Source organism: Paralcaligenes sp. KSB-10, assembly GCF_021266465.1.
Classification (GTDB): Bacteria; Pseudomonadota; Gammaproteobacteria; order Burkholderiales; family Burkholderiaceae_B.
In genome coordinates, this window is the sequence record NZ_CP089848.1 from 4,168,599 (window position 1) to 4,194,973 (window position 26,375).

The following is a 26,375-nucleotide window of genomic DNA, read 5'->3' on the forward strand; positions in this document are numbered from 1 at the left end:
AGAGTTCAAACGACGGGGGCCGACCGGAAGCGGCGCGGCGACATGATTTCGGGGCGGATCCGTTCGGCGGCCAACGATGGGTCGAGCGCCTGGCCGAGCACCAGGTTGCTGGCCAGGAGCGAGGCGGCCACGCAGGTCTGGATGCCGTATCCGCCCTGCGCCACCAGCCAGAAGAACCCGGCCTGTTCAGGATCCCAGCCCATGACAAGTTCGCCGTCCGGCACAAAGCTGCGCAGGCCGGCCCACACATGGCCGGGTCGGCGGATTTCCAGGGTGGTGGCCGACTGGATGCGGTCGATGCCGATGGCGATATCGAGCTCTTCGGGCACCACATCGTGGGGCTCGACCGGGTCTTCGTTGGCGGGCGAACCCAGCAGCTGCCCGGCGTCTGGCTTGAAATAGAAGCTGTTGTCGATATCGACCACCGCCGGCCAGTGTTCCGTGTCGGGGTAGGCGTTGGCCTTGAAGGTAAAGGCCGAACGCCGCTTGGGCTGCAGGCCGACGGGCTGCACGCCAAAGAGCGCGGCAACGCTGTCGCCCCAGGCGCCCGCGGTGTTGATGACCGACGACACGGTTAGATCGCCGTGGCCCGCCAGGCTGAGGTTCCAGGCCTGGCCCTGGCGCCGGGCGGCCGTGACGCGCGTGCCGAGCAGGATTTCGGCTCCGGCCTGCCGGGCGCCCTTCAGGAAGCCCTGGTGCAAGGCGTCGACATCGATGTCTTTGGCGTCGGGTTCTTCGATGGCGCCGATCAGGTCCTGCGCTTTCACGCAGGGGACTTTGGCCAGGACGTGGCTGCTGGAAACCCGCTTGACGCTGGCCCCGCAGGCCCGCAGATCCTTGAGCGTTTCCTCCAGCAGGGTTTCCTGGCCCCGGTGCGCAATATAGAGAACGCCGCGATCCTTGATCAGTTCGTGCGTGCAGAAGTTAGGCGGCGGCGATTCCAGGAAGGCGCGGCTGGCCCGGGTCAGGGCCTGTATGGTCGGCGTGCCGTAGCTTTCCATGAACATGGCGGCCGAGCGCCCTGTGGAATGGTAGCCGGCCTGTTTTTCCTGTTCGATCACCAGCACGCTGGCCTGCTGCGCAGCCAGCCTGTAGGCCAGTGACGCGCCGGCAATGCCGGCGCCGATGATTAAATAGTCGTAGTGTTGCTTGAGCATGGATAAGCGGCTGTTGCGTCCTGTGGTGTGGCTTCAACGCCTGATCGAGGCTGCGGCGGGCGATGCCTGGATGGGGCCGGGCAGGCGGGTACCGTGGCGCTGGCGTGGAAAATTATCTGATATGAGAATTTTCGAATATGAGAATTCTTGAGCAAATCGGCGCGAGGGTCAATACAAAACAGTTGGTGATTACCCTAGGGCCGGTGCGGCTGCCCTTTTCGCGTTGACAGGCCCTAGGCCTTCTTGCGCAGGGCGCCTGTCAGGCCCGCCGCTATGATCAGGACCGCGCCTATATAGCTGTACTCGTCGGGCAATTCGTCCCAGACGAGCCAGCCGAAGAACGTGGCCCATAACAGGCCCGAGTAATCGAAGGGGGCGACCACAGAGGCCGGGGCCAGGCGAAAACCCTGGGAAATCAGGCTGACCCCCAGTGTGCTGAAAATGCCGATGGCAAAGATGCTTATCCAGTCGCCGCCGGCAACGGGTTGCCACAGCCACGGCATCAGGACGATGCTGAACACGACTTGGGGCAGGACGGAATAAAACATCAGCGTGGGGAAGCTGTGGCCTGCGTCGATGCGCCGCGCGCTGACCATCATGCAGGCGTAGGTAAGAGCCGTTATCAGCGGGTAGATCGAGGCAAGCTGGAAGGCGCTGCTGCCGGGGCGGACGATGATCAGCACGCCTGTAAAGCCCAGGGCGACGGCTATTGTGCGGTAGATATCGAGCTTTTCTTTCAGGAGCCAGGCGGACAGCAGCACGACAAAGACCGGCGCGGCATAGGCAATGGCGGTGGTTTCGGCCAGTTGCAAATGCACCAGCCCCTGATAGAAGGCGCAAGCCCCGACCACATTCAGCAGGCCGCGCCAGGCATGCAGGTTCAACTGGCGGGTGCGCAGGGTCCAGCGCCCGCCCAGGCTCAGGGCCAGCGCGGTGACCAGGGGCAGCGCGACCGCCGAGCGCAGGAAAAGGATTTGTAGGGCGTTATAGCGGCCGTCCAGGGATTTGACCGCGGCGTCGCTCAGGCTCAGCGCCAGGGTGCCCAGGAGCAGACAGCAGATGCCGGCATTGATGTTCGGCGTGGTCTTGGACATAGGGATAATCGGAAAATGGGGTTGTACCGCGGTAGCCGGGCCGGATCATGATAGCGTGTTGCGCCGGCAAACCATGCCGTGCCGGAAGTATTATCGGTATTGCAATGCGCGGGGATGGGCTCTTGAAAATTGCGCCTTCGCCCCCATATACAAACCTGTTCGGCCCGCCAGGCGGGCTTCTGTCCATTAAATCATTTACTAATTCAAAGATTATGAGCGAATCCGATACTTCCGTTCAAGGCGCCGAAACACTGGGTTTCCAGGCCGAGGTCAAGCAACTGCTGCATTTGATGATTCATTCCTTGTACAGCAACAAGGAAATCTTCCTGCGCGAGCTGGTATCCAATGCGTCGGATGCGTGCGATAAATTGCGCTTCGAGGCCATAGACCAGCCGGATTTGCTGCAAGGCGATACCGATCTGCGCATTCGAGTGGAATACGACAAGGCGCAACGCACGGTTACGATTTCCGATAACGGCGTGGGCATGTCGCGCGACGAGGCGGTGGCCAACCTGGGCACGATAGCGCGCTCGGGCACCAAGGAATTCTTTTCGCACCTGACCGGCGACAAGCAAAAAGATGCGCAACTGATCGGCCAGTTCGGCGTAGGTTTTTATTCTTCGTTCATTGTGGCCGAAAAAGTGTCGGTGCTGAGCCGCCGCGCCGGCGCGGTGGAAACCGATGCCATCTTGTGGGAATCGGACGGCCAGGGCGAATTCTCGATCATGCAGGTCGAGAAAGCCGATCGCGGCACTTCGGTTACCTTGTATCTGCGCGAAGGCGAAGACGACTTTCTAAGCGGCTGGAAACTGCGTGAAGTGCTGCGCCGCTATTCCGATCATATCTCGCTGCCTATCCAGATGCTGAAGGAAGAATGGGACAGCGAAAAATCCGAGCAGGTCAAGAAGACCGAATGGGAAACCGTCAATCAGGCCAACGCCTTGTGGACGCGCAGCAAGTCCGATATTACCGACGAGCAGTACCAGGAGTTCTACAAGCATATTGGGCACGATTTCGACAACCCCCTGGCCTGGACGCATAACCGGGTCGAGGGCCGCAGCGAATATACGCAGTTGCTGTACATCCCCAAGCATGCGCCCATGGATCTCTGGGATCGCGAAGGGCGGCGCGGCGTCAAGCTGTACGTGAAACGCGTCTTCATCATGGACGATGCCGAACAGCTCCTGCCCATGTATTTGCGCTTTGTGCGCGGCGTGATCGATTCGGCCGACCTGCCTTTGAATGTATCGCGCGAAATCCTGCAGGAAAGCCGCGACGTGCGCGTGATCCGCGAGGGTTCCGCCAAGCGGGTATTGTCCCTGCTGGAAGACCTGGCCGAAAACAAGCCGGAGCAGTATGCCGAGTTCTGGGAACAGTTCGGCCAGGTGCTCAAGGAAGGTACGGGCGAAGATGCCGCCAATAAAGAGCGCATCGCCAAGCTGTTGCGGTTTGCCTCCACGCAGGCCGATAGCGCCGCGCAAACCGTGTCCTTTGCCGATTATGTCGGCCGCCTGAAAGAAGGGCAGGACAAAATCTATTACGTCAGCGCCGATTCCTACGCGGCGGCCAGCAACAGCCCGCACCTGGAGATTTTCCGCAAGAAAGGGCTGGAAGTCCTGCTGCTGTCCGATCGCGTAGACGAATGGATGCTGTCGCATCTGCGCGAATTCGAGGGCAAGTCGCTGGTGTCGATCGCCAAGGGCGGCCTGGACCTCGATCAACTGGCCGACGAAGACGAGAAAAAGCATCAGACCGAAGTCGCCGAAACCTTCAAGCCTTTGATCGAACGCCTGAAGACCTCGCTGGCCGACAGGGTGAAAGACGTGCGGGTGACCGTGCGCCTGGTGGATTCGCCGGCCTGCGTCGTGGTCGATGAAAACGAGCTCAGCCCGCACCTGATGCGCATGCTGCAGGCGGCCGGGCAGGAAGCGCCGCAGGTCAAGCCGATATTGGAAATCAATCCCGAACACGCCTTGATCGGTCGCGTGCAGGATGCCGCCGACGGCGATTTCAGCGAATGGGCCCAGTTGCTGCTGGACCAGGCCATGCTGGCCGAAGGCGCGCACCTGGCCGACCCGGCCTCGTTCGTCAAGCGCATGAACCGTTTGCTGCTCAATGCCTGAACGGGTGGGCGCAAGGCCCACCCCTACTCTTGATGCGTGAATATTGTTGATTCACCGTAGCGGCGGCCCTGGTGGCCGCCGCTCGTTGACGTATCGTGACGTGTACGGGCGCAAGGCCGCCCTTACCAGCCTTGGCGCTGTCGACAAATTCAATTAAACCGGTGGCATCTGCCTTTTGAACCAGCCGCACTCTTGCCCGAAACGGCTCCAGTCGAAACCGGGGCCGGGGTCGGTCTTGCGGCCGGGGGCGATGTGTTCGTGGCCGCGCACCGCCTTCAGGGCATGCCGGCAGCGCAGGGCCGAATTCAAGTCGGCCAGTGTCCGGTACTGGTCTTCGGTATAGGGCGTGCAATCGGTGCCTTCCAGCTCGATTCCGATGGAAAAATCATTGCAGCGCTCGCGGCCTTCAAAAGACGATACGCCTGCATGCCAGGCGCGCTGGTCGCTTGAGACGAACTGCACCACCGTGCCGTCGCGGCGCACGAAAAAGTGCGCCGACACCCGCAGGCCGCGCAGGCGCGGCAGCCAGGGATGGCTGGAGTAATCGAGGCGGTTCAGGAATAGATCGACCACTTCCGTGCCGCCGAATTGCCCCGGAGGCAGGCTGATATTGTGAACGACCAGCAGGATGGGATCGATGCCTTGCGGGCGCGCATCGTGGTTGGGCGAGGGAGCATGGGCTACTTTCGGATGGCGCCGCAGCCAGCCGTGACGGTCCAGCGCCAGCGAACTCACGAGCGTACGCCCAGCTTGGCATGCTCCTGGCTGCACCAGGTCTGGCCGTTGATGAGAACGGCTTCGGAGCGCGGCATGTGTATGCCGCAGTGGGCGCAGCGCACCATGGATTCAGGATGCTGGATGGGCGGGGCGCCGCGGCGGGCCGCCTGCTTGGGCTGGCGGGTGCCCGCCTGGTTGTTGGCATTGTGTTGCGCCAGGATGCGGGCCAGCAGCATGCCGCCGACGATCAGCACTATCCAGAATAATACTTTTCCCACTTTAACCTCGTTGCAGTATGACTTCGAGCACGAATCGGCTGCCTGTATAGGCGAGCAATAAAAAGGCAAACCCCACCAGGGTCCAGCGCAGGGCGATGCGGCCGCGCCAGCCCCGCGCATAGCGGCCCAGCAGCAGGCCCCCGAAGGTCAGCCACGACAACAGGGTGAATACGGTCTTGTGATCCAGGGGAAACATTTTGCCTGTCAGGCCCATGGAAACGATCGCGCCGGAAATGACCGCCAGAGTCAGGACGAAAAAACCTACCCAGATCAGGCGAAACAGCAGATGCTCCTGCACCAGCAGGGGCGGCATGGAGTCGAGCGCCCGGCTGATGAAATTGCGGTTGGCTTCCTGTTCGACGGGACGATGCAGATGGCGGTCCAGCGCGATCATGAGTATGGCATGCAGCGCTGCGATGGTAATGAGCCCGTAGGCTGTCAGCGCAATGAGCAGGTGCGCGCGCAGCCAGTCGTTATGGGCGTGAGCCACGATATAGCCCTGCGGAAACACGGCGGCGACCAGCGAGACGAGCGTGACCGCGGGGAGTAAAATGAGCAGCAGGCCATCGATGCGCAGGATCAGGCTTTCAAGCCAGAATATGATCATGCCTACCCATATGGCGGCCGACATGCCCAGTGCCCAGCTCAGGCGCAGACTGTTGTCCAGAAGGATGGACTGATGCAGCGCTATGCCGTGCAGGATGATGGCGCTGAGCAGGCATATTCGGCCGACTTTGCCGGCATGGGCCTGGGCGCCGCCAAGGGTGAGGGGGCGCCAGAGCGAAATGGCCAAAATGGCATAAGCCAGCGCGGCTAACGAGTGAAATACAATGCCTGCAGACATATTCCCTGAAGTTCTGATTTGACTGGGTAGGGCATAATGCCCGCTTAAGGCGATTTTAGACCTTATCCCCAGAGATCAACTAGTTTAAGCGAAACGATCGTTATGCTCGACAATCTGACTCAACGCCTGTCGCGCGTGGTGAAAACCATGCGGGGCGAGGCCAGGCTTACCGAAGCCAATACTCAAGAGATGCTGCGCGAAGTGCGCATGGCGCTGCTCGAGGCCGATGTGGCCCTGCCCGTGGTGCGCGATTTCGTCGCCCGCGTGAAAGAGCGGGCGCTGGGCCAGGATGTCGTGGGCAGCCTGAACCCGGGCCAGGCGCTGGTGGGGGTGGTGCATAAAGAATTGACGTCCCTGATGGGCGGCGACCAGAGCGCCGAAGCCGGCGAGCTTTCGTTGGCGGCCCAGCCGCCCGCGGTGGTGCTGATGGCCGGCCTGCAGGGCGCGGGCAAGACCACCACAACCGGCAAGCTCGCCAAATGGCTGAGCGAAGGCGGCCACAGCCAGAATGGGCGCAAGACCGGCAAGAAAAAAGTGCTGGTGGTCAGCGCCGACGTGTATCGCCCGGCCGCCATCGAGCAGTTGAAAATGGTGGCCGAGCAGGTCAAGGTCGACTTCCTGCCTTCCGATGCCTCGCAAAAGCCCGAAGACATTGCGCGTGCCGCGCTCGATCATGCCAAGCGCTACCACTACGATGTACTGATCGTCGATACGGCCGGACGCCTGGGCATCGACGAGGTCATGATGCGCGAGATTCGCGCTCTGCACGATATTTTGAACCCTATAGAAACCCTGTTTGTGGTGGATGCCATGCAGGGCCAGGACGCGGTCAATGTGGCCAAGGCCTTTGCCGATGCCCTGCCGCTCACCGGTGTGGTGCTGACCAAGCTCGACGGCGATGCGCGCGGCGGCGCGGCCCTGTCGGTGCGCCATGTTACCGGCAAGCCTCTCAAGTTTGTCGGGGTATCCGAAAAACTCGACGGCCTCGAGCCTTTTCATCCGGAACGCATGGCGCAGCGCGTGCTGGGCATGGGCGACATCGTGTCCCTGGTCGAGCAGGCGCAGAAAAATGTCGATATGGCCGAGGCGCAAAAGCTGGCGGCCAAGATCAAGTCGGGCAGCCGCTTCGATTTGAACGACTTTCGCGACCAACTGCAGCAGGTCAAGAAAATGGGCGATATGGGTTCGCTGCTTGAAAAGCTGCCGGCCCAGTTCGCGCAGGCGGCCGGGCAGTTGCAAGGCGGCCAGGCCGAGAAGCAGCTGCGGCGCACGGAAGGCATACTGAATTCGATGACGGTCGCCGAACGGGTCAAGCCCGAACTGCTCAAGGCGTCGCGCAAGCGCCGTATCGCGGCCGGCGCGGGCGTGCCCGTGCAGGAAGTCAATCGCCTGCTGGCGCAGTTCGACCAGATGCAGGGCATGATGAAGCAAATGAAAAAAGGCGGCATGGCCAAAATGATGCGCGCCATGGGTGGCCTGAAAGGCCTGGGCAAAGGCGGTTTCGGGGGCATGCGCTAGGCAGCTTGCCGGTTCAGGCGGGCACGAGGCCCGCCTCTACGAAGCCACTGCTCGGCGACGGGCGATGGGTGCTCCCATGTTTTGTGGCCCGCCCCTGCCGATTCAGCTACTCCTTCATGTTTCGCGGGCCCACGCCTACTGGCTGAAGCGGTCGGTGGCGGCGAGCAGCTTGGCCAGGATGCCGGGTTCGTCGAAGGCGTGTCCGGCATCGGGCACCAGGTGGAACTCGGCCTGGGGCCAGGCCTTGTGGAGCTCCCATGCGGTTTTCGCGGGCGTGCAGGCATCGTAGCGGCCCTGGATAATAATGCCGGGTATATGCTGCAGCATATGGGCGTTATTCAGGAGCTGCCCCTCTTCCAGCCAGCCTTTGTGCACAAAATAATGATTCTCGATGCGTGCAAAGGCCAATGCCGAGTCGTCGCCCGCATGCGACTGCTGGTGTTGCGGGCTGGGCAGCAGGGTGATGGTCTGGCTTTCCCATTGGCTCCAGGCGTGGGCGGCTTCGAGCTGGATGCTGCGATCGGGGCTGGTAAGCCGCTTGCGGTACGCCGCGATCAGGTCGCCGCGCTCTTTGGGCGGGATCGGCGCAAGGTATTGTTCCCACAAGTCGGGAAAGAGCCATGATGCGCCTTCCTGGTAGAACCAGTGTAATTCGGTTTGCCGCATGGCGAAAATGCCGCGCACCACAAGTTCGCTGACGTGCGACGGGTGGGTCTGGGCATAGGCGAGCGCCAGGGTCGACCCCCACGATCCGCCAAACACCAGGCTTTTTTCCGCTGTCAGGATTTCAATCCGCAAGCGCTCGATATCGGCCACCAGATGCCAGGTCGTATTGTTTTCAAGGCTGGCATGCGGGGTCGAGCGGCCGCAGCCGCGTTGATCGAATAGCAGGACCTTGTAGCGCTCGGGATTGAACAGGCGGCGATGCGCCGCCGAACAGCCGCTGCCCGGGCCTCCATGCAAAAAAATGGCGGGCTTGCCCGCCGGGTTTCCGCATAGTTCCCAATAGATGCGGTGTCCGTCTTCCGTGTCCAGAAAGCCTTGCCGGTAGGGCTGTATTTCAGGGTACATTGCTTCCCTTTTAGCGTTATCAGGCCCTAGGCCTGGCGCGTGAAAATCAGGTCCCAGACGCCATGCCCAAGACGCAACCCGCGTGTTTCGAATTTGGTCTGGGGGCGAAAGTCGGGCCGCGGCGCATAGGCCTCGCAGGTGTTGCGCAAGCTTGGTTCGGCGCCCAGCACCTCCAGCATTTGTTCGGCATAGTTTTCCCAGTCGGTGGCGCAATGGATATAGCCACCAGGTGCCAGGCGGCTGGCCAGCAGCGCGATAAACGGGGGCTGGATCAGGCGGCGCTTGTGGTGGCGCGTTTTGGGCCAGGGGTCGGGAAAGTAGATGTGTATGCCCGCCAGGGAATCCGGTTCGAGCATATTGCGCACGACTTCCACGGCATCGTGCTGGATGATGCGTATGTTTTGCAACCCCGATGTTTCAATTCTTTTAAGAAGTGCTCCCACGCCGGAATTGAAAACCTCGATACCCAGGAAATTGTCGCCTGGGCGCGATGTGGCTATTTTCTCGGTGGTTTCGCCCATGCCAAAACCGATTTCGAGTATTGTCGGCGCAATCCGGCCAAAGGTCTGGTTGAAACTCAGGGTCGAGGTTCGATAGGGCAGTGCCCACAAGGGCATCAGGCGGTCGAGTGCTTCTTTCTGCCCCGGCGTGATATGGCTGCGGCGGTGCACAAAGCTGCGGATATGGCCGGGCTGCCCCGCCGGCGGCTCGCCCGTCGCGCCGGGGGCCTCGTTGTTCATAGGCGTGTTGTTCGTATTCATAAGCTGAATTGTAGTGATTGCGGGCCGTTCTTTCACGCTTGTCTGTGAAGAAAAAGCGCGGAGCTTGCGTAACAGTTGGAAGCTGGCGCTATAATGCCTGCGCTGTACGATTGGCTCCGCGTCAATTCACCAGCCTTTGCGGGTGTAGTTCAATGGTAGAACGGCAGCTTCCCAAGCTGCATACGAGGGTTCGATTCCCTTCACCCGCTCCATCGCCTTGATCCATGGAGTTCCGTGGCCGTCTACTGAAATCACCTCACGATGATTCTTCCACAAGCTTGTCTTGTGTTTTCGTATTGAAGTCGTCGGCGTCGTGGCGTTCGTGCAGTTGCGAGGAAAGATCGCCCGATACGCGATTGACCATGCGTCCGCGAATTACCGCGGGTCGCTCCAGGATTGTGTCGGCCCAGCGCTGTATGTGCTTGTAGTCCTGCACCGACAGGAATTCAGCCGCGCCGTACTGCCAGCCCTTGACCAGGCCGCCGTACCAGGGAAACACCGCGATGTCGGCGATGGTGTAGTCGGCCCCGCTCAGGAACTCGCTTTCGGCCAGGCGGCGGTCCAGCACGTCCAGCTGACGCTTGACCTCCATGGCATAGCGATCGATGGCGTATTCGATCTTGGTCGGCGCATAGGCGTAAAAGTGACCGAAGCCTCCGCCCAGATAAGGTGCGCTGCCCATCTGCCAGAACAGCCAGGACAGGCATTCGGCACGGGCCGGTTGTGTGGTGGGCAGCAAGGCGCCGAACTTTTCGGCGAGGTAGACCAGGATCGCGCCGGACTCGAACACGCGCACCGGTTCCGGGCCTGAACGGTCCATCAGCGCCGGGATCTTGGAGTTGGGGTTCACTGCGACGAAACCGCTGCCGAACTGCTTGCCCTCGCGGATCTTGATCAGCCACGCGTCGTACTCGGCGCCGGAGTGGCCCAGAGCCAGCAGCTCTTCCAGCATGATGGTGACTTTCTGGCCGTTGGGCGTGGCGAGCGAATAGAGCTGCAGCGGGTGGCGCCCCACCGGCAAGGCCTCGTCGTGGGTCGGGCCGGCGATCGGCCGGTTGATGCTCGCGAAGTTGCCGCCATTGGGCTTGTTCCAGGTCCAGACCTTCGGGGGGGTGTACTCAGGGGTATCCGTCATATTTCATCTCCAGAAAAAACAAAGAGCTCTCGGCCATCATGTCGATCATAGCGTTGTGAAGGCAAGCCTCGATGACCCACTTTATTGCGCCTGCTTACCGACGGTAGTAGACTGTAGTACATTTTCTACGCCATGGTTGACCCGTGGCGTATCTGATCAATCAAGGAGGTCTCACTGTGCGCAAGACCAACAAACAGGCACTCGACCAGCATGCGGGACGCACAAGGGCTCCGAACAACTATCAGTTTATTGCCTAAGCCGCATGTTACGCCGTAGCGCATGGTCGAGGGCAGAAAACACAGGTCTTACGAAAGACGCCAGGGACACGTCCGGCAAGGAAGCCATTGTCGAATTCCGGGGGGTATGGAAACGCTTTGGCGATCTGGAAGTTCTGAAAGATATCAATCTGGCCGTCGGGCGAGGCGAGGTGGTGGTGGTCATTGGCCCCTCCGGGGCAGGCAAGTCCACCCTGTGCCGAACAATCAACAGGCTGGAAATCATCGACAAAGGATCGATATTCGTCGACGGCAAGCCTCAGCCGGTCGAGGGAACAGAGCTATACGAATTCCGCGCCGGGATTGGAATGGTCTTTCAATCCTTTAATTTGTTTTCACATAAGTCGATTCTGGAAAACGTGACGCTGGCGCCGCGTAAAATTCTCGGGCAAGACAGAGCCTCGGCGCAGGCCAATGCTTACCGTCTACTCGACATGGTCGGAATCCGCTCGAAGGCGAATTCGATGCCGGCGCAACTTTCGGGGGGCCAGCGCCAGCGCGCGGCAATCGCTCGCGCCCTCGCGATGGATCCCAAGGTCATTCTCTTCGATGAACCCACTTCTGCGCTAGACCCGGAGTCAACCCAGGAGGTTCTGGCAACCATGCAGCAGTTGGCCGGGCAAGGAACCACCATGATTGTTGTCACACACGAAATGTCATTCGCCAGGTCGTGCGCCGATCGGGTGGTCTTCATGGCGGATGGAGCGATCGTCGAGATTGCAAGCCCGGAAGCTTTCTTCAGTGCGCCAGAGAGCGAGCGCGCCCGCAGCTTTCTTGCCTCCGTGCGTTGACGGGCTTGGTTTCTTCGTTGGTCGGGGCGCAGGTGCCCGGGCTGTTTGATCACAAGACAGGTAAAAGGAGTGTCGAATATGAAGTTTATGAAACGGTCGAAAATCTTCGCCTCGGTGGCTGTTGCCGCCGCGTTTGCTCTGGGCGCCAGCGAGTGCGCCATCGGCGCGGAGCATACCAACGAGGGCGCTTCATCGGCCGTCAAAGCCTACCCGGCGGGTACGACGATGGCCAAAATACAGCAACGCGGCAAGATAATTGTGGGAGTCAAAGTCGATTTTCCGCTGTTTGGATTGAAAAACCCGGTTACCGGCAAACTGGAAGGAATGGACATTCAGCTCGCTCAGGGAATTGCCAAGGATTTGACCGGCAGCGCCAGCAATATCCAATTCGTTGAAGTCAATAGCGGCAACCGCGAAGTATTTCTGCAGCAAAACAAGGTGGATATCGTGATTGCGACGTACCCGCCAAATCCGAAACGCGAGAAAGCCGTCGATTTTGCCGGGCCTTACCTCATGAGTCCGATCGGCACCATGGTGAACAAAGGCGACGATTCCATAAAGAAGGTGTCGGACCTCAACGGCAAGAATATCTGCGTGACCAAGGGCTCGGGGTCGGAAACCTATGTTCCTTTGAATGCGCCCAAAGCGAAGTTGACGGTATTCAGCTCGATGACGCAATGCATGGAGGCGCTTCAGCAGAGGCGGGTCGACGGTGTTACAACGACCCAGAGTATTTTATTGGGGCAGATGAGCCAGAATCCCGGCAAGTTCAAGCTCGTACCGACAGAGCTGCTGAACACGGCTGGGAAAAAAGCCTCGGATAACGACTCCATCGGCTTGCCGAAGGGCGATAAGGCGCTTCACGACTATCTCGATTCGTACTTGAAGAAAATCTTTGCCAACGGCGAGTGGAAGAAGATGTACGACAGCACACTCGGCTCGGTGATGCCGGGCGACGCAACGCCGCCGCCCATTTTGTATTAGAGGAAAACGTGGTCAGCGGGACACTTTAGGGGTACCTATGTCGTTTTTGCTCCCCCACCTTGGCGAGTTCGCATGGGGTATCGCGTTTACAGTAGGGCTTGTGGTGCTGGGCTGGATCGGCGCCATGATTCTAGGCACGGTGCTCGCGATAATGCGCGTAAGCCCCATTCGCGCGGCACGGATAGCGGCCACCGCCTATATTCTGGTTTTTCGCAATATTCCGATCCCGGTTCAAATGGTGTTGTTCGTGTTCGGGTTCCCGCTGCTCGGCATTGTGTTTTCATTATTCTCTTCGGCCGTAATCGTCCTTATCGCGTATCACGCGGCGTTCGTTTGCGAGACGCTCAGATCCGGCCTGAATACGGTGGCGGTAGGCGAACTGGAGGCGAGCCGGTCATTGGGGTTTGCTCCATTCGGTACGATGCGTTATCTAGTTCTTCCGCAGGCTTTTGCGGCCGTAGTCCAACCAATGGGCAATGTGTTGATCCTGCTGGTGAAGAACACCTCGGTGGCCGCAATAGTTGGAGTCGCCGAGTTGACTTTCACCGCGGACAAAGTTGCGATCGAGGAAGTGCAGGCATTTATTGTGCTCGGTGGGGCCGCGCTCGCTTATGTCCTCATTTGCATCGTACTCAAACGGCTCGTGTCCTTGCTTGAACGCAGGGTCGCCTTCAGCAAATGAGCACGACGACATTATTCGAAGAGCCCGGGCCTCGTGCCCGGCGCCGCAACCGTGCGCTCGAGATCGTTTCGTGGGTAATCGTGGCCGGCCTGGCGTACGTTGTCATCCGGACATTGAACAAGAGCGGCGCATTCGACGCGGCTGCATGGCAACCGTTTGCTCAATGGGGCGTTTGGCGGCAGCTCGGGCTTGGCTTGTTCAATAACCTGAGGGCGGCTGTCGTTGGCATGTTGTTGTCCATGCTCTTTGGTTGCTTCCTGGGCTGGGGGCTTCTATCGAAGCGAAAAATAGTCCGACGTCCTTGCCGTGTGTTCACCGATGTCTTCAACGGTATTCCGATACTGCTGTTGCTGTTCTTCACCTCGCTGGTACTTCCGTCGTGGGGATTGCCTCTTTCCGATTTCTGGTTTTTGGTCATCGCGTTATCGCTCTATAGCACCGCTGTAGTCGGAGATCTGGTTCGAGCGGGGGTCCTGGCTTTGCCGCGCGGCGAGTCGGAGGCCGCCACCGCGCTCGGATTTTCCGAGATCCAAAGTATGTGGCTGATTCTTCTGCCGCAGGCGCTGCGCTTGATGAGCCCCGCGCTGGTGAGCCAGATGGTGATCGTGTTCAAAGGCACCACATTGGCGTTCGTGCTGGGTGGTTACTTCGATCTGCTCCGCTCGGCAACGGTACTCGGTGCGTACTTCAGCCGTTCATTGCTGCAAGCTCAAGGCGTCGCCGCGATCGCGTTTATGCTGATAAACATCGTTCTATCGCAAATAGCGGCGGCAATCGATCGAAAGGAAAAGCAACGGTACGGGGTTCAAACTGTTGCGCTCGACGAATTGGACACTCACTGAGCTGCCACACCTCTGGCCCGCTGATTCCGTGTTACGGCAGGGCGCCGCCGCGATTGACTTGCACCGGATCAAAATGGGTTGTCACATCGAGCACGGCTTCGTGCTGCATGACGCGCTTGCGCGCGTCTTCGGCGATGGCATGGCCCTGGGCAATGGTCAAGGTGGCATCCATTTCAAGATCGACCTCGACCCAGATCATGTCTCCCATCTTGCGGGTTTTAAGCCCGTGTATGCCCTGGACGCCGGGCGTGGAGAGAAGATGGCCGCGAATCCGGCTCTCGGTTTCCACGTCGACCGCGCGGTCCATCAGGTCGTTGAAGGCGCTGAAGAAAAATTTCCAGCCCATGCGGGCCACCATGATGCCGACGATAAGCGCCGCCAGGGGATCTGCCATCGGGAAGCCGACCAGATTGGCAATAATGCCTATTGCCACCACCAGCGACGACGCGGCGTCGGAACGGGCATGCCAGGCATTGGCGATCAGCATGGATGAGCGCACGCTCTGGGCGACCCGCAGCATGTAGCGGAACAGCGTTTCCTTGGACAGCAGCGCCACGATCGCCACGATCAGGGCAATGGCATGCACTTTGGGGATGGCGGCGGGATTTTGCAGCTTGACGAAGGCCGCCCACAGCATGCCCAGGCCGACCGCCAGCAGCAATGCGCCCAGGATCAGCGAGGCAGCCGTTTCGAAACGCAGGTGCCCGTAGGGGTGATCGGCGTCGGGCGCTTTCTGGCTGTGCTTGTTGGCCACCAGGACGACGGCGTCCGATATCAGGTCCGACAGCGAATGGATTGCGTCGGCGATCAAGGCCTGCGAGTGGGCCAGGACGCCGACAATGATCTGGAGCAGGGTCAATATGATATTGACCGCTACGCTTACCAGCGTGCTGCGATGTCCTGCGGTCTGGCGTTTTGTTTCGAAACGTGCGTCCATGGGAAATTCTTATGGCGGGGGCGATATCAAGACTCGGCTCATATTAACAGGCAACGATAGGCGGGCCGGATGTTACTGATCGGGAAGCCGCAAATACGAACGCCGGGCTGCCGGATCTGGTTCGCATACGCTAAACTTGGCCGGTTCCAGGCCGGATATTGTTCGAAGGATCCGATGCATTTACGATTTCGCAATCGACTGAAGCGGTTTTACGCCGTCTTGCCGCTGAACTGGTTTCTTGCGCTGCTCGTCGCGCTGGATGGCTACCTGTTCCTGCAGCCCGGGCTTCTGGCGGTGCGCCAGGCGCAGCCGCAAAGCTGGCTGGACTGGTTCACGGTCGACAACCTGAATCTTTTCCTGCAGTCGATAGGCTTGGTGGAAATCCCGCGCCTGATGCTGGGGGTGGGCCTGCAGGTCATGGCCATAGGCTTGATACTTCGGGCGCGCATAGCCTGGGCATTTTCCCTGCTTCTACTGGTGTTGACGGGCACGTTTGCGCTGTGGCAGGCCCATGGCCATTTCGGCATGGCGATCTACACGCTGGTGCTGGTGCTGGTATTGGTCGGCTATTGGCGCCGTTTCGATCGGTCCAGCCTGGCGGCGGGCAGCCTGTTTGCCATACTGAGCATCTTGTCCTTGCTGATATACGCGGTTTTCGGGACCTTGTATCTGGGCGAGGAGTTTCAGCCCCAGGTGCGCGACATGGCGACCGCTTTTTATTTTTCGATCGTGTCGATGTCGACGGTCGGCTACGGCGACATTACTCCGCAAACGGTCAGCGCGCGGCTGTTTTCCGCTTCTATCATTATTTTGGGCATTACGGTGTTTGCGACGTCGATCAGCGCGATTGTAGGCCCGCTTATCGGAGGTAATCTTAAACGCTTGGTCAAAGGGCGCTTATCCAATGTCATGAGAAAAAATCACATTATCATCGCCGGGGCGACCCCGCTGGCGCAAAGCGTGTACAAGGGGCTTCGTAAAAGAGGGAATGACGTGACGGTCATTGTGCCCGCGGGCGTGCCGCACGATTATCCCGCCGAAACCGACTTGATTGTCGGCGACCCGTCCAACTCGGATACCCTGGGCGAGGCGGGCGCCGCCAAGGCCCAGTACGTATTGGCCCTGCGCGACGATGACGCCGAAAACGCGTTTATCGTGCTGGCGGCCAAGGAAGTGGGCGGGCCCGCCACCAAGACGGTGGCCCTGGCCAACACCAGCACGCATCTGCAAAAAATCAAGAGCGTGAAGCCCGATATGGTTTTCTCGCTGCAACTGCTGGGGGGCGAGATTTTGTCCCGCACCCTGAGCGGCGAGCCGTTCGACAGCGAACTGATCACCCAGCTGTTTTTCGCCCGGACCGACGCCGCGGCTAGTTGATGCGCATGCCAGGCTGGGCACCTGCCCAGGGCTCCAGAATGTAAATGCCGGCATCGACGGCTTCGTCGTTATGGCTGGCGGCCAGCACCATGCCCTCGGAGATGCCGAAGCGCATCTTGCGCGGCGCCAGGTTGGCCACCAGCACGGTCAGCTTTCCGACCAGGTCCTGGGGCTTGTAGGCCGACTTGATGCCCGAGAATACCTGGCGATGGCGGCCTTCGCCGGCGTCCAGGGTCAGGCGCAACAGCTTGTCGGAGCCGTCCACCGCCTGGCATTCAATGATTTTGGCAATGCGCAGATCGACCTTGGCGAAATCCTTGATGTCGATGGGTTCGGCAATGGCTTCGCCTCCCGGCATCGGGGCCGCGGCGACCGGAGGCTCGAACAGATCGTCCAGCATTTTTGGATCGACGCGCTGCATCAGGTGCTTGAACGCGGCAATGTGGCCGGGCAGTTGCCCCGCGTCGGACCACTGGTAGGGTTTGGCCGCGCCGAAGAGCTCCAGCGCTACGGTTTTAACGAGCTGCGGCAGAACCGGGGCCAGCATGACCGACAAGGCCTTGAACCCTGCCAGGGCACGCGAACATATGTCTTGCAAGGCGGCTTTCTGCTCGGCATCGGCGTTGGCCAGGCCCTTGGCCATGACCCAGGGCTGGGCGGTATCGAAGGCCTGGTTGATGCGGTCGGCGTGCGCCATGATCTGGCGTATGGCCCGGCCGTATTCGCGCGCCTCGAAATCGGCGCGCACGCTTTCGGTAACGGTTTGCAGCTCGGTTTGCAGCGCCTGCGTGTCACCCCGATACGCCAGTTGGCCGTCGAAGTGCTTGCTGATGAAATTGGCGGCGCGACTGGCAATGTTCACATATTTGCCAATCAGGTCGCTGTTGACGCGGGCGATGAAGTCCTCGGGGTTGAAGTCCAGGTCTTCGACGTGCGAGTTCAGCTTGGCGGCAATGTAATAGCGCAGCCACTCCGCGTTCATGCCGATTTCCAGATAGCGCAGCGGCGAGATTCCAGTACCGCGGCTTTTCGACATTTTTTCGCCGCTGACGGTAATGAAGCCGTGCACATGCAAGGCATCCGGTGTTTTTCGCCCGGCGAATTTCAGCGTGGCGGGCCAGAACAGGGCGTGGAAATACACAATGTCCTTGCCGATGAAATGCACTTGTTCTGTGGTGCCTTGCGGGTCGAGCAAAGCGTCGAAGTCCAGGCCTTGCTTGGCGCAATAGGCTTTGAGAGAGGCCAGGTAGCCCACGGGCGCATCAAGCCAGACATAAAAGAACTTGCCCGGCGCGTCGGGAATGGGGATGCCGAAGTAGGGCTCGTCGCGGGAAATATCCCAGTCGGCCAGATTGGCTTCGCTATCGGCGCCGCCGCTGCCCAGCCATTCGCGGGTCTTGGCCAGTACTTCGGCCTGCAGGCGCTTGTTGCCGCCCGGCGTGCTACCGGTGGTCCATTCCTGCAGGAACTCGACGCAGCGCGGGTCGGACAATTTGAAGAAAAAATGCTCCGATGACTTGAGCACCGGCCTGGCCTTGGTCAGGGTGGAGTAGGGTTCGATAAGATCGGTGGGCGCGTAGACGGCACCGCAGGACTCGCAGGAATCGCCGTATTGATCCTTGGTGTGGCAGTTCGGGCATTCGCCCTTGATGTAGCGATCGGGCAGGAACATGCCCTTGACGGGATCGTAGAACTGCTCGATGGTGCGTGTGGCGATGAAGCCGGCCGCTTTCAGGTGCCGGTAGATATCCTGCGACAGCGCCACGTTTTCGGCCGAATCGGTAGAGTGCCAGTGGTCGAACTCAATATGGAAGCCGTTCAGGTATTGCGGGCGTTCGCTGGCGTAGCGCGCCACCAGGGCCTGCGGGGTGATGCCTTCGCTTTCGGCCTTGAGCATGATGGGCGCTCCATGCGCGTCGTCCGCTCCGACGAAATGCACGGTATGGCCCGCCATGCGCATGGTGCGGACCCAGATATCGGCCTGGATATATTCCATGATGTGGCCGATGTGGAAGGAGCCGTTGGCATACGGGAGGGCGGTGGTGACAAATAGCGTGCGCGACATGAGTGATGCGTATGGGATTGTGAAAAGGCGATTTTAGGGCTTTTGGGCGGAGCATGCAGTATGGCATACAGGCCAGTGCCGGCGCCGATGGTGGGAATTTCGCCGGGCACGGCCGCCTGTACGCGTGTGTCATTGACGCCGCTTGGCCATAAAGATCGTTTTCAGGCCGATGGCCGGCCGTCGCATCTACTGGGGTTTGATGTGGGCGATCTGCGCGATCCGACGCCATTTTTCGGTGTCGGCCTTGATGGTTTGCGCCAAAGGGACCGGCCCGGTGCCGACGGCTTCTATGCCTTGGCTCAAGAGGAATTTTTTCATGTCCGGCGCGGCCAACACAGCGTCCAGGTTGTCGGCGATCTTGGTTTGCAGGGCCGGGGGCATATGGGCGGGGGCCAGGATGGCGAACCAGATAATGGCCTCGAAGCCTGGCAGACCGCTTTCGGCTACCGTGGGCACATTGGGCAGCAGCGGCGAACGGGTCTTGGATGTAACGGCAAGAGCCTTGAGCTTGCCTGCCTTGAGAGGTTCGAGCGAAGTCATGATCACATCGAGCATCATGTCTACATGACCGCCCAGGACGTCGATCAGGGCCGGCCCCGATCCGCGATAGGGAATGCCATTGAGGCTGATGCCGGCTTCGGCGGCGAAGTAAGCGGCGCCCAGATTGCTGGAGGTGCCAGGCCCGGCCGAAGCGTAGCTGATTTTACCGGGACGGGATTTGGCAAGCTTGATGAAATCGCTCAAGGTGTTGGCCGGAACCGTGGGATTGACGACAATCAGGTCGGGTATCGTGCCTATCGTGGTGATGGGCGTGAAGTCCTTGCTCACGTCGTAGGGCAAATTGGTGGTGACGCTGGGTGCGATCGCGTGGCTGGACACCGTGCCTATCATCAAGGTGTAACCGTCCGGCGGCTGGCGTGCGACATAAGAGGTGCCGATCACGCCGCTGGCACCGGCCTTGTTCTCGACCACGACGGTCTGGTTCAGCCGTTTGCCCAGCGCATTGCCGATTTGCCGCGCGACCAGATCGGTGGACCCGCCATTGGCATAGGGCACGATAAGATGTATAGGTTTGCTGCCAGGCCAGGCATCACTCGCAGATGCTGTTCCGGCGAGAGGGAGGGCCATGGCTGCCAATGCCAGTTGCACCAGCGTTTTCCGCATATTCAGCACTGCATTTCTCCTTGGATTTTTAGCTTTGGCGGTCGCTTGTTGGATAAAATGCTACCGTGTTGAAATAGTACGCGGGGCTCTCTGGGGCGTCGACAATGCCAGACTTATAAGCGCATAACTTTTACCTTATGAAATCAACTGATCTGAACTTGCTTGTTCACTTCGATGCATTGATCACATGCAAGAGTGTGTCCCAGGCGGGGGAGGCCCTGGGAATCAGCCAGCCGGCGATGAGCTCGGCCTTGAGCCGTTTGCGCTATTTGTTTGGCGATCCTCTTTTGGAGCGCGACGGCAATAAGTGGACGCCGACGCTGCGCGCACAGGAATTACATCGCACATTCCAGCCTTTGCTGCATGCCTGGCAGCGTTCGACGTCGCCGGAAACTTCCTTCAATCCCGCCACCAGCGCCCATGGCTACACCATCTACGCCAGCGACTACCTGCAGTATGTGGTGTTGCCGCGCGTGCTGCCTCGCTTGAAGGCCGAGGCGCCGAATATTCAGATTCAATGCCTTCCTCCCAAAGTTTCCGGCGCGCTCGATATGCTGTCGGGCAACTATATCGAGTTGTACATAGGGCACTACCCGCAGCCGCCCGACAGCTTGCGGGCGCGATTTTTGTTTGAAGAGGCCAGCGCCTGCCTGGTTCGCAAGGGGCATCCGGCGCTGGGCCGCGAATGGAACATGGCGGCCTATCTGCAATACCAGCACATGGATGCTTCAGGCTATGCCGGCTACTTCAATACACAGGTCGACGCCGCCCTGCTCGCGCAGGGGCAGCGCCGCACGGTGGGGATTGTGCTTAGCAGCTATGTGGCCACGCCGTTCGTGCTGGCGACCACCGATATGGTGGCTACCTTGCCATCAAGCATTGCGCAAAGCCTGGCGGCGGCCTCCGGAACGGTCGTGCTGCCCGCGCCGCTGCCTTTGCCGCCGTTGAGCATTTCGCTGTATTGGCACGAGCGTTACCAGAACGACCAGGCGCATGCCTGGCTGCGCCAGTGCATAGGGGCGGCATTCGGCGGCGCCGGCCCAAAGCTTGCTCCGTCATAGCGCCGGCGGCGCGGCCGTTGGACCCTTGCGCCTACTTGGCGGGAGACTTCAGTTGGGCAAGCGCCAGGTCCACCAGTGGACCGTAGGCCATCCGCGCCGCGCCCTCACCCATGAGTCCGTCGGCCAGGTCGCGAGCCAGGGCCTTGGCCGAGCGCTCGGCGGGTATGCCGAAGCCGCCCGCGCCGGAGGTTTCCAGGCGTACGCTTTCACCTCGCCTGAGCGCAATATTGGCCGTCTTTGACGACAGGGTTTCGGCTGTTCCGTCGGCCGCGAAGCGCTGCAGCCGGGATTGCCGCCCGTCGCCGCCGCCCAGAACGCCGATGGAGCGGCCGGCGGTGTGGTTATCCGACCTGGCGGAAAACACGATTCCATCAGCCAGGGAAGATATCTGGCGCGCAATGGCCATGCCGCCGCGCGTACGGCCGATGCCGCCCGATTCCGGCACGAAGGAGTATTCGTCGACCTGCAGCGGATATTCGTTTTCCAGCGCTTCGATGGGCAGGTTCGACGAGTTCGTCATATGCACATGCACGCCGTCCATGCCGTCCAGGTCGGCCCGTGCGCCGGCACCGCCGGCCACGGTCTCCAAATAGACGAAATCGCCCGTGCGGCGTTCAAGCCTGCCCGAGAACACAATGGCGGGGCAGACGTCGTTTCCGGAAGCCATGATGCGCGATTCCGGAAGCACGCCGCGAAAAGCGCCGAAAATGGCGCCCGCCACCTTTTGGGCGGTCAGCGACCGGGCACCGACCGCGGCCGGTGCCAGCGGATTGACGATAGTACCCGCCGGCGCCGTGATATCCAGGGGGTCGAAAAGGCCGGCGTTGGCGGCCAGTTCAGGATCGAGCAAGGCCTTGACTGAATAATATACGCAGGCGTTCAAAGCGCTGACCGGCAGGTTCATCGCGCCGCGCGCCTGTCTTCCCGAACCGGTGAAATCGAACGCCAGACGTCCATCGCCCACGGTTACTTTGACGTGGATCTCTACCGGTTCGCCGCCGCCCAGGCCGTCGTCGTCCATTACGTTCACAAATGAATAAGAACCGGTCTTGAGTTCGGAAATGCGCCGCACCAGCCGGGCCCGGGTGTAGCGTATGACATCTTCGACGGCTGTCAACGCGCGCTCCACACCCATCTGGCTCAACAGGCCCTTGACTGCCTCTGATCCGCGGCTGTTGGTGGCGACCTGTACCTTCAGGTCGAGCATGCGCTCTTCAGGGTCGCGTGTATTGCCGCAAATCAGGCGCAGCATGCCGTCATCGATCTTGCCCTCGCGCGCGATGCGCACCACCGGAATACGTATCCCTTCTTCGAAAATCGTGCGCGAGCCGCCGGCTATCGAGCCTGGCACCGAGCCGCCTACGTCCGAATGATGGCCGACATTGGCTGCGAAAAATACCAGCTTGCCTTGGTGAAATACCGGTGTCACTATATTTATATCGGGTAAATGGCTGCCGCCCGCCATATAGGGGTCGTTGCTGATAAAGGCATCGCCGTCCTTGATCGCCGCCGCTCCGAACTGTGCCAGCACCGCCGCCATGGCGCCGTTCAGGGACCCCAGGTGCAGGGGAATTTGCGTGCCCTGGGCAACCAGGCGTCCGCGTGCATCGAACAGGGCGACCGAGCAGTCTTTGCGTTCTTTTATGTTCGTGGAAAAAGACGATCGAACCAAAGTGTTGTTCATGTCTTCCGTAATCGACAGCAGCCGATTGGTGAAGACTTCCATTTCGATCGGGTCGCTGATGATATCTATGTCGTTCATGGCTGTTTCCTGTTCAGGCGATACGTACGATGAGGTTGCCGTAGTCGTCGATGCGCGCGTGCTGCCCCGGTGCAATCACAGTGGTCGAGCTCATTTCCTCGATCACCACCGGGCCTGTGAATTCGGCGTTTGCGCCCAACTGGTCCCGATCGTATACGTCCGTGGGTAGCCAGCCGTGGCTGGCGCCGAAATAAACCTCGCGACGCGACACAGGGGCCGGCACCGGTTTGATGGCCAGCCTGGCCAAGGGTGCCTTGACGACGGCGCCTACCGCCTTGACGCGGCAGTTGATGACCTCGATGGCGCGTTCCGGCACGTTGTATCCGTACTCGCGGAGATGCGCAGCGTGAAAATTCGATTCGAAACTCGCATAATCCAGGGCGGTGCCGCGCGCCATGGCCACTTGCACTTCGAAGTTCTGTCCGACATAGCGCGCATCGATTACCGTGTCATAGGCGCGGTCGGTGGTATCCACGCCTTCGCTGGCCAGCCATTGTTCCGCGTCGTGCGTCAATCGCTCGATCTTTTCGGTGATGCGCGCCCAGCTCGACGCGTCGACCAGTGCGATATCGCTCTCGACGAAGTCAAACGAAATATCGGTCAGCAGCATGCCGCGCGCGCACATGGTGCCGGGTTCCTGCGGCACCACGACGACGGGAATACCGCATTCGTGGGCCACGTCCATGGCGTGCAGCGGACCGGCGCCGCCAAAGGCAAACAGGGCGAATTTCGACAATTCGTAGCCGCGTTCGGTGGAAACCGAGCGGATCGCCCGGCTCATGTTGGCGTTGGCGATGCGGATGATGCCTTCGGCGGCCGCCTCCAGCGTCAAGCCCAGCGGTTCGGCGACTTTTTCCATGATGACTGCGCGCGCCGCGGCCGCCTGAACGGCCATCTTGCCCTTGAGCAGGCTATGGGGATTGAGGCGCCGCAGCGCAAACATGGCGTCCGTGATGGTGGGCAGCGTGCCGCCGCGGCCATAGCCGACCGGCCCGGGCACGGCGCCCGCGCTGTGAGGGCCGACTTTCAGGGAGCCCGAATCGTCGAGCCACGCGATACTGCCTCCGCCTGCTCCGATCACATGGATGTCAACCATGGGAGTCTTCACCGGATACCCCGCGACCTGGCGGTTCGAGGTGAAGATCGGCTTGCTTTCGTGTATGAGCGACACATCGGTGCTGGTGCCGCCGACGTCGAAGGTCACCAATTGGGGAAATCCGGCGACGCGGCCCACTACGGCCGCTCCCACCACACCGGCCGCTGGGCCGGACAGGCAGGTACGCACCGGGTAGTGACGCACTGTTTCCACCGACATCAGGCCGCCGTTGGAGTGGATGGTGAGCGGTTCCGCCGGAACTCCCGCCGCGGATACCCGATCCAGGAAACGCTGCAGGTAGCGCTCCATGCGCGGCCCGACCGTGGCATTGAGCGCGGTGGTCGAGAGCCGTTCATATTCGCGGAACTCCGGCAGGACGTCGCTGGATATGCTGATATACACATCAGGCGCTGCTTCCTTGACGATATCGCGGGCGCGCTGTTCGTGCAGCGGATTGCGGTACGAATGCAGGAAGCAGATGGCGATGGCTTCCACGCCCGCGTCGCGCAGATATCTCGCGGCGGCGCGCACTTCGTCCTCGTTCAGGCCAAGCTGGATGGCGCCTTTGGCCGAAATGCGCTCGGCGGCTTCGCAGCGCAGCGCCCGCGGCACCAGCGGCGGCGGTTTGACGACGCTATAGTCATACAGGTGCGGGCGAACCTGGCGCCCGATTTCCAGGACGTCGCGGAACCCCTTGGTGGTGATCAGCCCGCACAAGGCGCCTTTGCGTTCGATGATCAGGTTGGTGGCAACCGTGGTGCCATGGCCGATATGGCTGATCTGGTCCGGTGCGATGCCGTGTTCGTTCATCAACCCGCGGATGCCGTTGTCGATGGCCTCGGACGGATCGTGCGGCGTGGACGGTTCTTTGAAAAATGCGACGCCGCCCTCGTTCTCGTTCACCAATGTGAAATCCGTGAACGTACCGCCGACGTCGATACCTATTCGATACATGCTTGCGCCCCTTGTGGCTTGATGTCATAACCAGCACAGATGGTACGAGCCGGGCTGGGTAGCGTGAAGGGGGGGCGCAGTTATGGTGATATACAGTCCGGCTTATGGCAATCCGCCGTGGGGTGCTTCTTCGAGTCTGCCTGTTGGCGATGCGCGCGAATCGTCGGGGTTCGCCAAGTTTGGTGCGCTCACGAATGGTCACGACTGGTTGCAGTCGGGCGCAAACGCGTGCTGCGTCTGTGCGCCTTAGGGAATTTCGCGCATTTCGACGTCGACCACGTCTTTGTTTTTAAAGGTGTTTTTCCTGGGCTCGGTTTTATGGCGCTGATCCCAGTAGGCTCGCACGCCGAACGGGCGACCCTTTATACGGGCCACGACGTATAGAACGGCAATTGCAATTGCCGTGGAAACCATGAAAATAAACGCCATCACCGTGCCGAAAATAGCCAGCACCAGAAAAAACGCCATGCGAAGTATTTGATTAAATGTATTCATCGTATATGTGTAGACCATTCGTGCAGAAAATAATTCCGCCAATCCGCTATTCTTTAGGCTGATGCAGCAAGTGTAATCCCCTAGACAAGGCTTCGATTGATATGAATTTGAACTCTGAACAAATACGTACTGTACTGGCAGAGGTGATTGACCCTAATACCGGGAACAAATTGAGTATTACGACCAAGAACAGCGACATACAGTTAAACGGAACTGAATTACACCTTACTTTAGCCCTAGGCCAGCCTTTGCACAATCGGCAAACCGAGCTTAGGAAACGAATTGAAACGGCTTTGCAGCCGCACGGGCTGAATTTGAGCGATCTGCGGGTCACCACGGCGATGGTGGCAACGCACGCCGTGCAGCGCGGCCTCAAGCCCTTGCCCAATGTGCGCAATATCATTGCGGTGGCTTCGGGCAAGGGCGGTGTCGGCAAGAGCACCACGGCCGTCAATCTGGCGCTGGCGCTTTTGCGCCAGGGCGCGCGTGTCGGCTTGCTGGATGCCGACATCTACGGCCCCAGCGTACCCATGATGCTGGGCCTGTCGGGGCGCCCCAAAAGCCTGGATGGCAAAACGATGGAGCCCCTGGTGGGGCATGGCCTGCAGGCCAATTCCATAGGTTTCCTGATCGACGCCGATGCCCCCGCCATATGGCGCGGCCCCATGGTCACCCAGGCGCTGGAGCAGTTGCTGCGCCAGACAAACTGGGACAATCTGGATTATCTGATCGTCGACATGCCGCCGGGAACGGGCGACATCGCCCTGACGATGGCGCAGAAAGTGCCGCTGACCGGAGCGATTATCGTGACGACGCCGCAGGATCTGGCCTTGGCCGACGCCCGCAAGGCGCTGCGCATGTTCCAGAAAGTCGATGTGCCCGTGCTGGGGGTGGTGGAGAACATGTCCATGCATATCTGCTCCAATTGCGGTCACGCCGAAGCCATTTTTGGTGAAAACGGCGGCAGGAACATGGCGGCGGAATTCAATCTGCCGTGGTTGGGCGCCTTGCCCCTGGTCATGGATATCCGCGTGCAAACCGATTCGGGGCGCCCTACGGTCATTGCCGACCCCGACGGCGAAGTCGCGGCCCTGTACCATGCCATTGCGCACGAAATCACGACGGTCGTGGCCGAATTGCCGCGCGATATGGCGGGCAAGATGCCGCCCGTCGTAGTCCAGCATTAATTGTC

At 60.3% G+C, this 26,375-nt stretch carries 23 protein-coding genes and 1 tRNA gene; 10 read left to right on the forward strand and 14 right to left on the reverse strand.

Features of this window, described 5'->3' with window-relative positions; genetic code table 11:
* Positions 1–5: 5 nt before the first annotated feature.
* Together LSG25_RS19070 and LSG25_RS19075 are read right to left on the reverse strand one after the other, a co-directional pair.
* Positions 6–1,157 (reverse strand): FAD-binding oxidoreductase, encoded by a 1,152-nt coding sequence (locus LSG25_RS19070; protein ID WP_232742443.1) that lies wholly within the window; start codon positions 1,155–1,157, stop codon positions 6–8.
* Between the two features lie 233 nt (positions 1,158–1,390).
* A complete protein-coding gene (locus tag LSG25_RS19075; protein WP_232742444.1) occupies positions 1,391–2,251 on the reverse strand; it encodes a DMT family transporter in 861 nt (286 codons plus the stop codon).
* A gap of 212 nt (positions 2,252–2,463) precedes the next feature.
* Between LSG25_RS19075 and htpG the strand changes: the two genes are divergently transcribed.
* Positions 2,464–4,374, forward strand: coding sequence for a molecular chaperone HtpG (htpG, locus tag LSG25_RS19080; protein WP_232742445.1), 1,911 nt, complete (start codon positions 2,464–2,466; stop codon positions 4,372–4,374).
* Positions 4,375–4,527: 153 nt separating this feature from the next.
* On the opposite strand, the gene ampD is transcribed toward htpG, so the two are convergent.
* From ampD to LSG25_RS19095, 3 genes are read right to left on the reverse strand one after another with little or no spacing between them, the layout of a single operon-like run.
* Positions 4,528–5,109 carry a 1,6-anhydro-N-acetylmuramyl-L-alanine amidase AmpD gene (gene ampD, locus LSG25_RS19085; protein WP_232742446.1) on the reverse strand — a complete coding sequence of 194 codons (582 nt, stop codon included), beginning with the start codon at positions 5,107–5,109 and terminating at the stop codon, positions 4,528–4,530.
* Complete coding sequence (locus LSG25_RS19090) at positions 5,106–5,369, reverse strand: PP0621 family protein (RefSeq protein WP_232742447.1); 264 nt, start codon at positions 5,367–5,369, stop codon at positions 5,106–5,108. The genes ampD and LSG25_RS19090 overlap by 4 nt, the downstream gene beginning before the upstream one ends.
* Before the next feature lies 1 nt (position 5,370).
* On the reverse strand, positions 5,371–6,213 hold the full coding sequence (locus LSG25_RS19095; RefSeq protein ID WP_232742448.1) for an inner membrane protein YpjD: 843 nt from the start codon (positions 6,211–6,213) through the stop codon (positions 5,371–5,373).
* 102 nt (positions 6,214–6,315) lie between these two features.
* On the opposite strand from LSG25_RS19095, the gene ffh reads away from it, so the two are divergent.
* Positions 6,316–7,731 carry a signal recognition particle protein gene (ffh, locus tag LSG25_RS19100; protein WP_232742449.1) on the forward strand — a complete coding sequence of 472 codons (1,416 nt, stop codon included), beginning with the start codon at positions 6,316–6,318 and terminating at the stop codon, positions 7,729–7,731.
* Between the two features lie 135 nt (positions 7,732–7,866).
* On the opposite strand, the gene pip is transcribed toward ffh, so the two are convergent.
* Entirely contained in the window at positions 7,867–8,802 is a 936-nt protein-coding gene (gene pip / locus LSG25_RS19105; protein WP_232742450.1) for a prolyl aminopeptidase, read from the reverse strand.
* A 26-nt stretch (positions 8,803–8,828) separates the two neighbouring features.
* On the reverse strand, positions 8,829–9,563 hold the full coding sequence (gene trmB, locus LSG25_RS19110) for a tRNA (guanosine(46)-N7)-methyltransferase TrmB (protein ID WP_370635920.1): 735 nt from the start codon (positions 9,561–9,563) through the stop codon (positions 8,829–8,831).
* A gap of 138 nt (positions 9,564–9,701) precedes the next feature.
* Here trmB and LSG25_RS19115 point away from each other — a divergent pair.
* Positions 9,702–9,775 (forward strand) — tRNA-Gly (locus LSG25_RS19115).
* 44 nt (positions 9,776–9,819) lie between these two features.
* Here LSG25_RS19115 and yghU read toward each other — a convergent pair.
* Positions 9,820–10,698 carry a glutathione-dependent disulfide-bond oxidoreductase gene (gene yghU / locus LSG25_RS19120; RefSeq protein ID WP_232742451.1) on the reverse strand — a complete coding sequence of 293 codons (879 nt, stop codon included), beginning with the start codon at positions 10,696–10,698 and terminating at the stop codon, positions 9,820–9,822.
* 343 nt (positions 10,699–11,041) lie between these two features.
* On the opposite strand from yghU, the gene LSG25_RS19125 reads away from it, so the two are divergent.
* From LSG25_RS19125 to LSG25_RS19140, 4 genes are all read left to right on the forward strand, one after another.
* On the forward strand, positions 11,042–11,764 hold the full coding sequence (locus LSG25_RS19125; protein WP_232744770.1) for an amino acid ABC transporter ATP-binding protein: 723 nt from the start codon (positions 11,042–11,044) through the stop codon (positions 11,762–11,764).
* Positions 11,765–11,842: 78 nt separating this feature from the next.
* On the forward strand, positions 11,843–12,748 hold the full coding sequence (locus LSG25_RS19130) for a glutamate ABC transporter substrate-binding protein (RefSeq protein ID WP_232742452.1): 906 nt from the start codon (positions 11,843–11,845) through the stop codon (positions 12,746–12,748).
* 37 nt (positions 12,749–12,785) lie between these two features.
* Complete coding sequence (locus LSG25_RS19135; protein WP_232742453.1) at positions 12,786–13,430, forward strand: amino acid ABC transporter permease; 645 nt, start codon at positions 12,786–12,788, stop codon at positions 13,428–13,430.
* The gene (locus LSG25_RS19140) at positions 13,427–14,272 is read left to right on the forward strand and encodes an amino acid ABC transporter permease (RefSeq protein ID WP_232742454.1); all 846 of its coding nucleotides are present in this window, start codon (positions 13,427–13,429) and stop codon (positions 14,270–14,272) included. Before LSG25_RS19135 ends, LSG25_RS19140 begins: the two co-directional genes overlap by 4 nt.
* A gap of 31 nt (positions 14,273–14,303) precedes the next feature.
* Here the strand turns inward: LSG25_RS19140 and LSG25_RS19145 are convergent, their stop codons facing one another.
* Positions 14,304–15,209, reverse strand: coding sequence for a cation diffusion facilitator family transporter (locus LSG25_RS19145; RefSeq protein ID WP_232742455.1), 906 nt, complete (start codon positions 15,207–15,209; stop codon positions 14,304–14,306).
* Positions 15,210–15,383: 174 nt separating this feature from the next.
* Here LSG25_RS19145 and kch point away from each other — a divergent pair, with 174 nt between their 5' ends.
* On the forward strand, positions 15,384–16,586 hold the full coding sequence (kch, locus tag LSG25_RS19150) for a voltage-gated potassium channel protein (protein ID WP_232742456.1): 1,203 nt from the start codon (positions 15,384–15,386) through the stop codon (positions 16,584–16,586).
* On the opposite strand, the gene metG is transcribed toward kch, so the two are convergent.
* A complete protein-coding gene (metG, locus tag LSG25_RS19155; RefSeq protein WP_232742457.1) occupies positions 16,579–18,651 on the reverse strand; it encodes a methionine--tRNA ligase in 2,073 nt (690 codons plus the stop codon). The genes kch and metG overlap by 8 nt on opposite strands.
* A gap of 186 nt (positions 18,652–18,837) precedes the next feature.
* Complete coding sequence (locus LSG25_RS19160; RefSeq protein ID WP_232744771.1) at positions 18,838–19,815, reverse strand: tripartite tricarboxylate transporter substrate binding protein; 978 nt, start codon at positions 19,813–19,815, stop codon at positions 18,838–18,840.
* A gap of 137 nt (positions 19,816–19,952) precedes the next feature.
* Between LSG25_RS19160 and LSG25_RS19165 the strand changes: the two genes are divergently transcribed.
* A complete protein-coding gene (locus tag LSG25_RS19165; protein WP_232742458.1) occupies positions 19,953–20,876 on the forward strand; it encodes a LysR family transcriptional regulator in 924 nt (307 codons plus the stop codon).
* 31 nt (positions 20,877–20,907) lie between these two features.
* On the opposite strand, the gene LSG25_RS19170 is transcribed toward LSG25_RS19165, so the two are convergent.
* From LSG25_RS19170 to LSG25_RS19180, 3 genes are all read right to left on the reverse strand, one after another.
* On the reverse strand, positions 20,908–22,638 hold the full coding sequence (locus tag LSG25_RS19170) for a hydantoinase B/oxoprolinase family protein (RefSeq protein WP_232742459.1): 1,731 nt from the start codon (positions 22,636–22,638) through the stop codon (positions 20,908–20,910).
* 13 nt (positions 22,639–22,651) lie between these two features.
* The gene (locus LSG25_RS19175; protein ID WP_232742460.1) at positions 22,652–24,688 is read right to left on the reverse strand and encodes a hydantoinase/oxoprolinase family protein; all 2,037 of its coding nucleotides are present in this window, start codon (positions 24,686–24,688) and stop codon (positions 22,652–22,654) included.
* A 246-nt stretch (positions 24,689–24,934) separates the two neighbouring features.
* Positions 24,935–25,183: a hypothetical protein gene (locus LSG25_RS19180; RefSeq protein ID WP_232742461.1), complete on the reverse strand. Its 249-nt coding sequence runs from the start codon at positions 25,181–25,183 to the stop codon at positions 24,935–24,937.
* Positions 25,184–25,284: 101 nt separating this feature from the next.
* Here LSG25_RS19180 and apbC point away from each other — a divergent pair, with 101 nt between their 5' ends.
* Complete coding sequence (apbC, locus tag LSG25_RS19185) at positions 25,285–26,370, forward strand: iron-sulfur cluster carrier protein ApbC (protein WP_232742462.1); 1,086 nt, start codon at positions 25,285–25,287, stop codon at positions 26,368–26,370.
* Positions 26,371–26,375 lie beyond the last annotated feature (5 nt).

Bases quoted from the DNA above. Each gene is read 5' to 3' on its own strand.
- metG (WP_232742457.1), bottom strand. From the start codon at position 18,651: ATGTCGCGCACGCTATTTGTCACCACCGCCCTCCCGTATGCCAACGGC.
- ffh (WP_232742449.1), top strand. From the start codon at position 6,316: ATGCTCGACAATCTGACTCAACGCCTGTCGCGCGTGGTGAAAACCATG.
- LSG25_RS19145 (WP_232742455.1), bottom strand. From the start codon at position 15,209: ATGGACGCACGTTTCGAAACAAAACGCCAGACCGCAGGACATCGCAGC.
- LSG25_RS19165 (WP_232742458.1), top strand. From the start codon at position 19,953: ATGAAATCAACTGATCTGAACTTGCTTGTTCACTTCGATGCATTGATC.
- htpG (WP_232742445.1), top strand. From the start codon at position 2,464: ATGAGCGAATCCGATACTTCCGTTCAAGGCGCCGAAACACTGGGTTTC.
- LSG25_RS19135 (WP_232742453.1), top strand. From the start codon at position 12,786: ATGTCGTTTTTGCTCCCCCACCTTGGCGAGTTCGCATGGGGTATCGCG.
- LSG25_RS19175 (WP_232742460.1), bottom strand. From the start codon at position 24,688: ATGTATCGAATAGGTATCGACGTCGGCGGTACGTTCACGGATTTCACA.
- LSG25_RS19140 (WP_232742454.1), top strand. From the start codon at position 13,427: ATGAGCACGACGACATTATTCGAAGAGCCCGGGCCTCGTGCCCGGCGC.
- apbC (WP_232742462.1), top strand. From the start codon at position 25,285: ATGAATTTGAACTCTGAACAAATACGTACTGTACTGGCAGAGGTGATT.
- LSG25_RS19160 (WP_232744771.1), bottom strand. From the start codon at position 19,815: ATGCGGAAAACGCTGGTGCAACTGGCATTGGCAGCCATGGCCCTCCCT.
- LSG25_RS19170 (WP_232742459.1), bottom strand. From the start codon at position 22,638: ATGAACGACATAGATATCATCAGCGACCCGATCGAAATGGAAGTCTTC.
- trmB (WP_370635920.1), bottom strand. From the start codon at position 9,563: ATGAATACGAACAACACGCCTATGAACAACGAGGCCCCCGGCGCGACG.
- LSG25_RS19095 (WP_232742448.1), bottom strand. From the start codon at position 6,213: ATGTCTGCAGGCATTGTATTTCACTCGTTAGCCGCGCTGGCTTATGCC.
- yghU (WP_232742451.1), bottom strand. From the start codon at position 10,698: ATGACGGATACCCCTGAGTACACCCCCCCGAAGGTCTGGACCTGGAAC.
- LSG25_RS19180 (WP_232742461.1), bottom strand. From the start codon at position 25,183: ATGAATACATTTAATCAAATACTTCGCATGGCGTTTTTTCTGGTGCTG.
- LSG25_RS19070 (WP_232742443.1), bottom strand. From the start codon at position 1,157: ATGCTCAAGCAACACTACGACTATTTAATCATCGGCGCCGGCATTGCC.
- kch (WP_232742456.1), top strand. From the start codon at position 15,384: ATGCATTTACGATTTCGCAATCGACTGAAGCGGTTTTACGCCGTCTTG.
- LSG25_RS19075 (WP_232742444.1), bottom strand. From the start codon at position 2,251: ATGTCCAAGACCACGCCGAACATCAATGCCGGCATCTGCTGTCTGCTC.
- pip (WP_232742450.1), bottom strand. From the start codon at position 8,802: ATGTACCCTGAAATACAGCCCTACCGGCAAGGCTTTCTGGACACGGAA.
- LSG25_RS19130 (WP_232742452.1), top strand. From the start codon at position 11,843: ATGAAGTTTATGAAACGGTCGAAAATCTTCGCCTCGGTGGCTGTTGCC.